This window comes from Burkholderia seminalis (genome assembly GCF_001718535.1).
Lineage (GTDB): Bacteria > Pseudomonadota > Gammaproteobacteria > Burkholderiales > Burkholderiaceae > Burkholderia > Burkholderia seminalis.
In genome coordinates, this window is record NZ_CP013400.1 from 1,757,153 (window position 1) to 1,767,875 (window position 10,723).

Annotated in this window: 10 protein-coding genes; 6 read left to right on the forward strand and 4 right to left on the reverse strand. The window is 66.7% G+C overall.

The window, feature by feature from the left end:
- Positions 1-19: 19 nt before the first annotated feature.
- The gene (locus WJ12_RS28550) at positions 20-988 is read right to left on the reverse strand and encodes a LysR family transcriptional regulator (protein ID WP_034187882.1); all 969 of its coding nucleotides are present in this window, start codon (positions 986-988) and stop codon (positions 20-22) included.
- A 370-nt stretch (positions 989-1,358) separates the two neighbouring features.
- Here WJ12_RS28550 and WJ12_RS28555 point away from each other — a divergent pair, with 370 nt between their 5' ends.
- The 4 genes from WJ12_RS28555 (at position 1,359) to WJ12_RS28570 (ending at position 5,627) form a co-directional block, all read left to right on the forward strand.
- The gene (locus WJ12_RS28555) at positions 1,359-2,534 is read left to right on the forward strand and encodes an HPP family protein (protein WP_059556633.1); all 1,176 of its coding nucleotides are present in this window, start codon (positions 1,359-1,361) and stop codon (positions 2,532-2,534) included.
- Positions 2,535-2,657: 123 nt separating this feature from the next.
- Positions 2,658-3,071 carry a MarR family winged helix-turn-helix transcriptional regulator gene (locus WJ12_RS28560; protein WP_034187884.1) on the forward strand — a complete coding sequence of 138 codons (414 nt, stop codon included), beginning with the start codon at positions 2,658-2,660 and terminating at the stop codon, positions 3,069-3,071.
- A 20-nt stretch (positions 3,072-3,091) separates the two neighbouring features.
- Positions 3,092-4,879, forward strand: coding sequence for a chloride channel protein (locus WJ12_RS28565; RefSeq protein ID WP_059556634.1), 1,788 nt, complete (start codon positions 3,092-3,094; stop codon positions 4,877-4,879).
- 412 nt (positions 4,880-5,291) lie between these two features.
- Complete coding sequence (locus WJ12_RS28570) at positions 5,292-5,627, forward strand: hypothetical protein (protein WP_021162025.1); 336 nt, start codon at positions 5,292-5,294, stop codon at positions 5,625-5,627.
- An 88-nt stretch (positions 5,628-5,715) separates the two neighbouring features.
- Here the strand turns inward: WJ12_RS28570 and ppnP are convergent, their stop codons facing one another.
- On the reverse strand, positions 5,716-6,036 hold the full coding sequence (gene ppnP / locus WJ12_RS28575) for a pyrimidine/purine nucleoside phosphorylase (protein WP_006478890.1): 321 nt from the start codon (positions 6,034-6,036) through the stop codon (positions 5,716-5,718).
- A gap of 173 nt (positions 6,037-6,209) precedes the next feature.
- Complete coding sequence (locus WJ12_RS28580) at positions 6,210-7,112, reverse strand: LysR substrate-binding domain-containing protein (protein ID WP_049034222.1); 903 nt, start codon at positions 7,110-7,112, stop codon at positions 6,210-6,212.
- Between the two features lie 180 nt (positions 7,113-7,292).
- On the opposite strand from WJ12_RS28580, the gene WJ12_RS28585 reads away from it, so the two are divergent.
- Complete coding sequence (locus WJ12_RS28585; protein ID WP_034187887.1) at positions 7,293-8,477, forward strand: M20 aminoacylase family protein; 1,185 nt, start codon at positions 7,293-7,295, stop codon at positions 8,475-8,477.
- A 42-nt stretch (positions 8,478-8,519) separates the two neighbouring features.
- Positions 8,520-9,839, forward strand: a complete 1,320-nt coding sequence (locus WJ12_RS28590) for an MFS transporter (protein ID WP_034187888.1) — start codon at positions 8,520-8,522, stop codon at positions 9,837-9,839.
- A 620-nt stretch (positions 9,840-10,459) separates the two neighbouring features.
- Here the strand turns inward: WJ12_RS28590 and WJ12_RS28595 are convergent.
- A complete protein-coding gene (locus WJ12_RS28595; RefSeq protein ID WP_059556635.1) occupies positions 10,460-10,714 on the reverse strand; it encodes a PAAR domain-containing protein in 255 nt (84 codons plus the stop codon).
- Positions 10,715-10,723: the final 9 nt, after the last annotated feature.

Genomic DNA, 10,723 nt, shown 5'->3' on the forward strand with positions numbered 1-10,723 from the left:
GCCGCGCGCAGGCGCGCCGTCACGCGCGCTTGCGGCCGCCTGGTGCCGGTTCGATCGTCAGCCGCTCGAGCTCGCGCAGGTCGTTCTCCAGCGCAGGCGTGAGCGTCGTGCGCAGGTGATCGAGGAAGGTGCGGATCTTCGCGTCGAGATAACGGCGCGTCGCATACACGGCGTACACGCTCACCGTCTGCAGCCGATACTCGGGCAGCACGCGGATCAGCCGCCCTTCGCGAATGTCGTCGAGCACCGTGTACAGCGCGACGCACGCGATCCCGCGCCCGGCGCGCACCGCGACGCACAGCGCGTCCGGCACGTTGACCTGGAACGGCGCCGGCTGCAGTTCGTAGACCGCCTCCTCGCCGTCGCTGCGCTCGAGCCGCCATTCGCCGGCCGGCGACGCCGGCGTGTCGAGGCGCAGGCACACGTGGTTCGGCAGTTCGTCGGGCGTCTGCGGCGTACCGTGCCGCGCCAGGTATTCGCGCGACGCGACGAGCACGCTGCAGCTCGTGCCGCAGGTCTGCGCGACATAACCTGAATCGGGCAGTTGCGACGCCGTCACGATCGACACGTCGTAACCCTCCTCGACGAGATTCGGCATCCGCTGCGCAAGCGTCAGCTCGACCGACACGTCGGGATTGTCCTCCTGGTACCGGACGATCGACGACACGACATGGCTCTGCCCGAGCCCCGTCATCGCATGGATGCGCATCTTGCCGCTCGGCCGCAGCAGCGCGTTGCGCGCCTCGGCGTTCGCGTAGTCGATTTCCGCGAGGATCGACTTCGCGCGCTCGAAATAGCGTTCGCCGCTTTCGGTCAGACCGAGGTGGCGCGTCGTGCGATGCAGCAGGCGCGTCTGTACGTGCGCTTCGAGGTTCGAGACCGCGCGCGACACCTGCGCGGTGGTCGCGTCGATTTCCTTCGCGACCGCAGTAAAACTGCCGGCTTCGACAACGCGCACGAACAGGCGCATGTTTTCGAGCATGTCCATTGGATTGGCTTGGGGAGAGTCAGTGGGGAGGCGTCGGCGGCGCTCGCGTCAGAGGGGAAACGGAACGCGGCCGCGAACCACGTCGAATCGATCAGCGAGCCGGGGAAAAGGCGGGAGAGCGGGCATCGCGTACGTGGTTCTGGCATGACGGGGGATTCAGTGGCCGGAATTGTACGCCGCCGCAGACAAATTTGCGCGATTGTCCGCCCCCGAAGCTTTCATCGGACGAAAGGTTTTCGCAAGACTCGGGCTCCCCCCGTGCGCAACGGCTGGATGCCGCGCGGCAATTTATATCACAACACGATATAATTCCGCTCTCGTCACCGCGCGCGCACCGCACCGCGCCGTCACCTTTACCGCTCGCCCGTTCATGTCACCAGGCTCCCCTCCATCGCGCCGCACGTTGCGGCAATGGCTGCACGGCTTCCTTCCGCATCCGATATCGCTTGGCTGGCGCGAGCGCCTGCGTTCGTGCACGGGTGCGCTCATGGGAATCGCGACGGTCGGCGCCACGATGCGGCTGCTACCCGGCGGGCCGGGCCTCGTGCCGCTGCTCGTCGCGCCGATGGGGGCATCGGCGGTGCTGCTGTTCGCGGTGCCGGCAAGCCCGCTCGCGCAGCCGTGGTCGATCATCGGCGGCAATCTCGTCGCGGCGACGGTCGGCGTTGCCTGCGCGCAATGGATCGCCGATCCGGTCACCGCCGCCGCGGTCGCGATCGCGTGCGCGATCGGCGGCATGTTCGCGCTGCGCTGCGTGCACCCGCCGTCGGGCGCCGTCGCGCTCACAGCCGTGGTCGGCGGCCCGGCCATCCACTCGCTCGGCTTCCGTTTCGTGCTGGAGCCGATCGCGCTGCAATCGGCGATCCTGCTGTCGGCCGCGCTCGCGTATCACGCGCTGACCGGGCATCGCTACCCGCATGGCGGCGTACATCCCGAAGCGAAACCGCGGGCGGGCGGCGCCGTGCCGGCGCACGGCGGCTTCACGCGCAGCGATCTCGACGCGGTGCTGAAGCGCCGCGGCGAATGGCTCGACATCGATCCGGACGATCTCGAAACGCTGCTGCGCGAAACCGAGATGCAGGCCTATACGCGCACGTTCGGCCAGCTCACTTGCGCCGACCTCATGACGAAACACACGATCGAGGTCGCACCGTCGACGTCGGTAACGGCCGCGCTGACACTGCTCGACCGTCACTGCGTGAAGGCACTGCCGGTGGTCGATGGCGAAGGCCGCCTGACCGGCATCGTCACGCGCGCCGACCTCACGCGCCAGCCGCGCCGCCCGGCCCCGCTGTGGCAACGCCTGTCCGCGCGACTGCCGCAATCGCTCGGCGGCCGGCCTGCGAGCGTCGCCACCGTGATGACGCGCGACGTCGCGTGCGTGCCGGAAACGATGCCGATCACCGCGCTCGTGCCGCTGTTCACGCATTCGGGCCACCACCACATTCCGGTCGTCGATGCGTCGCGCCGGCTCGTCGGGATCATGACGCAGACGGATCTCGTGACGGGCCTTTATCGGCAGACCCAAATGCTCGAGGCCGCGTAACGCACGTGACGCCACAAAACGGCTGACGCAGCGCGGACCGTCTCCATTCCGCCCAATATCGTTCATTTATATCATGTTGTGATATATTTGACGCTACCGAAACCGTCCGTACGACCGACCTCGATGAACGATACCCGACGCGCGCTGAACAAGAGCGATTTCCAGCAACTGTCCGAGTTCCGTTACCAGATGCGCCGCTTCGAGCGCTTCTCCGAACGCGCCGCGCAAAGCGAAGGCGTGACGCCGCTGCAATACCTGCTGCTGCTGCACATCAAGGGCTATCCGCATCGCGAATGGGCGACCATCGGCGAGCTCGCGGAACGCCTGCAGGCGCAGCATCACGGCGTCGTCGCACTGGTGACGCGCTGCGAAGCGCTCGGGCTCGTGAAGCGCAAGCCGAGCGAAGCCGATCGCCGCCAGGTCGAGGTCCACCTCGAGCCGGCCGGCGAAACGCTGCTCGCCCGCCTCGCGGCCATGCATCGCGCCGAGCTGAAGTCGCTCAAGGACACGTTCCAGGTGCCCCGGATCGATTACTGACCCTTGCCCTTGCCACGCCGATGAACGCACCACACAAACGCGATTTCGCGCCCAATGAACGCCTGCCCGGGATCGCGTTGCTTGCCGCCGGGATCGGCCTGCTCAGCACACTCGCCGCGTTCGTGCTGTCGAGCCTGATCCACCTGTTCACGAACCTGTTCTTCTTCCAGCAGCTCTCGTTCGCCGACCGCTCCCCGGCGAACAACACGCTCGGCGCATGGGTGATCGTGATCCCGGTGATCGGCGGGCTGATCGTCGGGACGATGGCGCGCTTCGGTTCGCGGAAGATCCGCGGCCACGGCATTCCCGAAGCAATCGAGGCGATCCTGTTCGGCAAGAGTCGCATGTCGCCGAAGGTCGCGATCCTGAAGCCGCTGTCGTCCGGCGTCGTGATCGGCAGCGGCGGCCCGTTCGGCGCCGAAGGCCCGATCATCATGACGGGCGGCGCACTCGGCTCGCTGGTCGCGCAATGCGTGCACGTGACCGCCGCCGAGCGCAAGACGCTGCTCGTGGCCGGTGCGGCCGCCGGCATGACGGCCGTGTTCGGCACGCCGGTCGCCGCGGTGCTGCTCGCGGTCGAGCTGCTGCTGTTCGAATGGCGTCCGCGCAGTTTCCTGCCGGTCGCGCTGGCGTGCGCGGTGGCCGGGTTCGCACGCGCGGTGTGCTTCGGCGTCGATCCGCTGTTTCCGCTGACGACGGCCGTGCCGACGCCCGTCGCGCTGCTGTCGTGCATCGTCGCCGGCCTGCTGTCGGGCATGCTCGCGTGCGGCCTGTCGGCGGCGCTCTATCGCGTCGAGGACACCTTCGCGAAGCTGCCTGTGCACTGGATGTGGTGGCCCGCGCTCGGCGCGATCGCGATCGGCATCGGCGGCTGGCTCGAACCGCGCGCGCTCGGCGTCGGCTACGACGTGATCGGCGATCTGCTTCATCAGCACATCGCGTTGAAGATCGCACTTGCGCTGCTGGTCGTGAAGGCCGTGATGTGGGTGATCGCGCTCGGCTCGGGCACGTCGGGCGGCGTGCTGGCGCCGCTCCTGATGCTCGGCGCCGGCCTCGGCACCGTGCTGTCGCCGATGCTGCCGGGCGGCGATCCGGCGCTGTGGCCGCTCGTATGCATGGCCGCGACGCTCGGTGCCACGCTCGGCGCTCCGCTGACCGCGATCGTGTTCGCATTCGGCCTCACGCACGACGCGAACGCGCTGCTGCCGCTGCTCGCGGCGACGCTCGTCGCGCACGGTTTCTCGACCATCGTGATGAAGCGTTCGATCATGACGGAGAAGATCGCGCGTCGCGGCTATCACATCTATCGCGAATACGGCGTCGATCCGCTCGAGCGCCATGACATCGGCGAAGTCATGACGTCGGCCGACCGGGTCGTCGCGATCGACGGCGCGACGACGCTCGCTACCGTCGAGTCGCGCTACTTCGGCGCGAAGCAGACGCATCGCGCGTACCCGGTCGTGCAGCACGGCCGCCTGCTCGGCCTCGTCGATCGTGCGACGCTCGATGCGCGGCGCGCAGAGGCAGGCGCCGAGTCGCCGATCTCCGATGCATTCGCCAACCGCGTGCCGGTCGTCGCGCTCGCGCACGAAACGTGCCGCGTCGTCGCATCGCGACTCGCGATGCTCGGCCTCGAACGCCTGCCCGTCGTCGACGACGAGCAATCGCTGCGCGTCATCGGCATCGTGTCGCGCAGCGACCTGATCAAGCCCGCGCGCCATCACTTCGACGACGAACAGAAGCGCGAGCGCTTCCGCCCCATCGTCCCGGTCAACCTGCGCGACGCAGGCACCCGCGAGGCGGGCTGATGCCCCCGCGTGCTGCATCACATTCGGTCGCGTCCCGCGTTTAAAGTTGGTTAACAGTTCGACGGGCGAAAGTTTGTCATGATGGTGTCCATGCGACGGGGCCATCAATCAGCCATTCCACTTCGCCATCTGATAAAGAGTCGCGGCACGGCATGCACGCACATGCCGTTTGCCGCGGCCGTCACGACACCACACGACCGGACCGCGCGCCGACCGGGCAACACATGACGTCGAGTCGCAGACGACGCATGCCGCATCGCAGCAACGCTGCACAGCACCGGAGCCGCCATTTGGCAAGCGCGTTAACAACTTGTTTCGGAATAGCCGGAACCGTGCTCGCCCGATGCGATCTCACTAGCACGCAGTACTACTGCGGATCCCACCTAATCAATCACGACTCGAGGGAGATAACGTGAACGCGAAATACTTACCGCTCATCGCATTGACCGTGGCATTTTCTGCTCATGCAGCCGATTCTGCCCTGCAGAACGTGGGACAAAGCCAAAAGCCCGCCGACCAGGTCGCGCAGTGCATCGCCAAGACGTGGGCCGACAAGTCGCAACAGCAAGTGACGTCGCAGTACGAACTGGCGAACGGCCTCGCCATGGCCGTTTATGCACCGGGCCAGCAGCCGCCGAACGGCGCTGCCGCCGTGGTGCGCCCGGCCAACGCCGCGAACGCGAAAACCTGGGTCGGTTTCCGCGGTGGCGATGCCTCGTCGGCCGGCGACATCAACGCCTGCCTGTAAATCGAACAGGCGCTCCGGATGGCCTTGCGCCATCCGCTTGCGACAAGCCCCGTTTCGACGGGGCTTTTTCTTTTTCTGCCGCCCGCGCTTACAGGTAGCTGCAGACGTAATCGAGCGTCTCGAGCACTTCGATGTCGAAGCGGCTCTTGCCCGGCACCGAGAACGACTCGCCGGCGCCATAGGTTTGCCATTCGCTGCTGCCGTCGAGTTTCACGCGGCACTTGCCGGCCTGCACTTCCATCAATTCGGGCGCGTCCGTACCGAAGTTGAGCGCGCACGGCAGGATCACGCCGAGCGTCTTGCGCGTGCCGTCCGGGAAGAGCACGGTATGCGACACGCACTTGCCGTCGAAATAGACGTTCGCGCGCTTGACGACCGATACGTTGTCGAATTGGGTTGCACTGGTCATGTGATGCCTCTGATTGCTGGATGCCGGATAGTGATGGATTGGAGGCCGGCCGGAGCGGCGGGCCGGCCGATATCATACCGGCTCGCGCGGCATACGTCGGAACGGCCGACCGCCGGTCGCTTGTCGGGGTGATCATCATCAGGATGACTACATGATTGCCGTGGAACTCGGGTTCACCGCAACCCCTTGCGCCGCGCGGAATCGCGCAAGCAGTCGAGCAGCATCGCCGCGGCCGGCGTCAGCGGGCTGTCGCGGCGCGTGACGACCTGTACCGAGACACCCGGCAGCCGCTCGCGAATCGGCAACACCGCGAGCTGGTCGCGCGCCCACTCGCCCTGCAGCAATTGCTCGGGCATCGATGCGATCAGGTCGCAACCGGTCATCAGGCTGTGTGCGAGCCCGAAGCTCGGGCATTCGACGACGCGCGCCGGCACCGGCAGCCCGTACGCGACGAATGAATTGAACAACACCTGCGTCGAGCTTTCCGGCGACGGGTTCATCAGCCAGTCGGCGTCGACGAGATCGGCGAGCGACGTGGCCGACGCGAGCGGATGCCCCTTGCGCGCGACGATCAGCGAGCGGCTCGCGTAAAGCTCCGCATGGTCGAACTCGGCCGCCAGCAGTTCGGGGACGACGACCGCCACCGCGAAATCGAGCGAGCCGTCGTGCAGGCGCGGCAGCGCGACGCCCGGAAACCCTTCGATCAGGTTGACGCGCGCCACCGGGAAGCGGCGCCGGAATGCCCGAAACGCGTCGGGCAGGATCGTCACCGCGGCCGCCGGTGTGATCGCCGCCGACACGGAGCCCGTCATCGCCCCCTGTGCCTGCTCGATGTCGTCGCGGGCGCGCTGCATTTCGGCGACGATCAGCCGCGCGCGCACCTGCAATTGCTGGCCGAACGCGGTGAGTTGAACGCCGCGCGCGGTACGCACGACGAGCGACACGCCGAGCGCGATCTCGAGTTCCTTGACCGCCTTCGTCAGCGCCGCCGGCGACACGTTCAGGCGCCGTGCGGCCGCACGGATGCTGCCTTCTTCGGCAACGGTGACGAACGCTTTCAACTGATGGTATTTCATGGCGGCAACGCGTGATCCGTGGAAACCCCGTGCATCGCGGCGTTACCGGCTCAGGGTATTCCCGAGCGGCAACCGGTGGTGTGCACCAAAGCAATTTATCAGCTTCTGGTACGCAAAAGAAATTTATATGCTTGCTCGTCATATACGCGTCAAACGCCCTTCGGCCCCACTGGAGACCCCATGCTGCAAGCCGTGAACCCCGTCATCCCCGGTATCGCCGCGATCGCTCCCGAGCTGGTCGAGGTGCGCCGCCGCATCCACGCCCATCCCGAGCTCGCGTTCGAAGAGACGCTCACGAGCGACCTCGTCGCCGAGCTGCTCACCGGCTGGGGCTATGAAGTGCATCGCGGCATCGGCAAGACGGGGGTCGTCGGCGTGCTGCGCGAAGGGCAAGGCACGCGCACGGTCGGGCTGCGCGCCGACATGGACGCGCTGCCGCTCGCCGAAGCCACGGGCCTGCCGTACGCGAGCCGCCATGCGAACAAGATGCACGCGTGCGGCCATGACGGCCATACCGCGATGCTGCTGTGCGCGGCGCGTCACCTCGCGGCGACGCGCCAGTTCTCCGGCACGCTGAACCTGATCTTCCAGCCGGCCGAGGAAAACTTCGGCGGCGCGAAGGCGATGATGGACGACGGCCTGTTCGACCGTTTCCCGTGCGACGCGATCTTCGCGATCCACAACATGCCGGGCCGCGCGGCCGGCGACATGGCCTTCCGCACCGGCGCCGCGATGGCGTCGGCCGACCGCGTGACGATCACGCTGCGCGGCGTCGGCGGCCACGGCGCGATGCCGCATTTCGCGCGCGATCCGATGTCGGCCGCGGGCAGCATCATGGTCGCGCTGCAGACGATCGTCGCGCGCGAGGTCGACGCTCAGCAGGCGGCCGTGATCACGGTCGGCAGCGTACAGGCCGGCGAGACGTTCAACATCATTCCCGAGACCGTCGTGATGAAGCTGTCGGTACGCGCGCTGAACGCCGACGTGCGCGCGCTGCTCGCGCGCCGCATCGAAGCACTCGCGAGAGGCCAGGCGGAAAGCTTCGGCGTGAGCGCGGAAGTCGACTACGACTACGGCTACCCGGTGCTCGTCAATCACGCGGAACCGACCGCGTTCGCGGCCGACATCGCGCGCCAGATGCTCGGCGCCGAACGCGTCGAAACCGAAGCCGCACCGCTGATGGGCAGCGAGGATTTCGCGTTCATGCTCGAAGCGCGCCCCGGCTGCTACGCGTTCATCGGCAACGGGATCGGCAGCAAGGGCGGCTGCATGGTGCACAACCCCGGCTACGACTTCAACGACGACATCCTCGCGATCGGCGCCAGCTATTGGGTGCGCGTCGCCGAAGCCTGGCTCGCCGCCTGACGGCCCTTCATCACGCAGTTTCGCGCTTATCGGGGGAACCCCATGGAAACGTCTGCCCTTCCGTTCGCCGGCACGCCGGTCGATGCCCGCGCCGCCGCGAAGAAACGCCGGCTGATCGCGGCCGCCGCCGTCGGCAACGCGCTCGAGTTCTACGACTTCACGGTCTACAGCTTCTTCGCGATCCTGATCGGCAAGCTGTTCTTTCCCGTGCATTCGCCGTTCGGGCAGTTGATGCTCGCGGTCGCGAGCTTCGGCGTCGGTTTCGTCACGCGTCCGCTCGGCGGGCTCGTGATCGGCATGTACGCCGACCGTGCCGGCCGCAAGAGCGCGATGATCCTCACGCTGCTGCTGATGGCGCTCGGCACCGCGACGATCGCGGTTGCACCGACCTTCGCGCAGATCGGCATCGCCGCACCGCTGCTGCTCGTGCTCGCGCGCCTGCTGCAGGGGTTCGCGTCGGGCGGCGAAGTCGGCGCGTCGACGACGCTGCTGCTCGAGCAGGCGCCGCAGCATCGGCGCGGCTTCTACGCGTCGTTCCAGTTCTCGAGCCAGGGGCTCGCCGCGCTCGCCGGCGCGCTCACCGGCGTTGCACTGACGTCGACGCTGAACGCCGCGCAACTCGAAAGCTGGGGCTGGCGCGTGCCGTTCATCATCGGCACGCTGTTCGTGCCGCTCGGCTACTGGCTGCGCCGCACCGTCGAGGAGGTACCGGCCGCCGCACCTGCCGCCGCGCACGACGAGCCGGTCGCGTCGCTGCCGCTCGCCGACGTGCTGCGCCATCACGGCAAGGCGGTGTTCGCGGGCCTCGGCGTGACGATCGGCGGCACGTCGATCCACTACATCATCGTGTTCTACATGGCGATCTACGGCGTGCAGGTGCTGCATCTGCCGACCTGGCTGTCGATGACGGCCGGCTGCGTCGCCGGCGCGATCCTGATGCTCGTGACGCCGATCGGTGGCCACCTGTCCGACCTGTTCGGGCGCAACCGGATCGTCTGGTGGACGCGCATCGCGCTGATGGCCGCGATCTACCCGGCGTTCATCGCGCTGAACCGCTGGCCGGGCGCCACGTCGCTGCTGTCGATCATCGCCGCGCTGTCGATCGTGCATGCGATCAACATTGGCGCGACGGGGGCCATGCTCGGCGAGTTGTTCCCGCGTGCGGTGCGGGCGACGGGCGGTGCGCTGGTGTACAGCGTGGGCGTCGCGATCTTCGGCGGCTTCGCGCAATTTTTCGTCACGTGGCTGATCGCGGCAACCGGGAATCCGAATGCGCCGGCGTGGTATGCGATCGGTTGCGGCGCGATGACGTTGCTCGCGATTCGTTGCATGGATGAAAAGGCGGGGAAGGCGTTGGACTGAGCGGTGGGGGGATGCCCGGTGTGTGAAGCGTCATTGACGCCGCGCGCATCGGACATCATTGACCAATACACAACACCACGATCACCCTTTCGACGACCACACGCACGATCGCCTTCGGCGGGCTCGTGCGGCGAGTGCGCGCAATATCGTAGCGTCACCGATTCCCACAGGCCCCACCGGTTCCGGACGGGGTCTTTTCGATTCTCCTTCTGCATCGGCCACTCAGGAGAAACGTAATGTCCGACACCGTCTCCCCAAAACGAGCGCTGCTTTCGCTCAACATGCAGGCGGGATGTTCCACGATTCCGATCGTCCGCATGGCAGCGAACGCTTGCTGGCCAACGTCAACCGGTTGATCTGTCGTGCACACGACGCGAGTGGGTCGATGTTCGCCGTGAGTCGCACCGGTTCCGCCGGCTCGCCGATCGCTCCCGACTCGCTGTGCCGTTGCCGAAACTTGCGATCGATAAGGCACGCGATATCGTATTCGACAAGACCCGATCGAGTTGCTTCGTGGGCACGCGGTCGACATCTGCGAAATCGTGATTCTGGGGGTAAAGACGCAATACTGCATGGACACGCCCGCATCAATGGTCAGGTTTCCCACTGCCGTTGCAGCGTCACCCGAGACTCGAAATCAGATGACAGCCGCATGTCGCTCGATGACCGTGTCGCGCAACCGGAATGCCGTCGTCCTTCATCGATTCGTCGCCTTCCTCGATAACGTTCGGCGCCACCTCCGGATGCTGCGGACACGATACGCGGTCGCCTTTACGCGCGACGTAGCGGCCATCGAATTTCATTGATGACGAGCCAGTTTCGACTTTGCCTCCGTGGTCCGTAGAATCACCGACTCGAACGAAATTAATGGACATATCTCACCC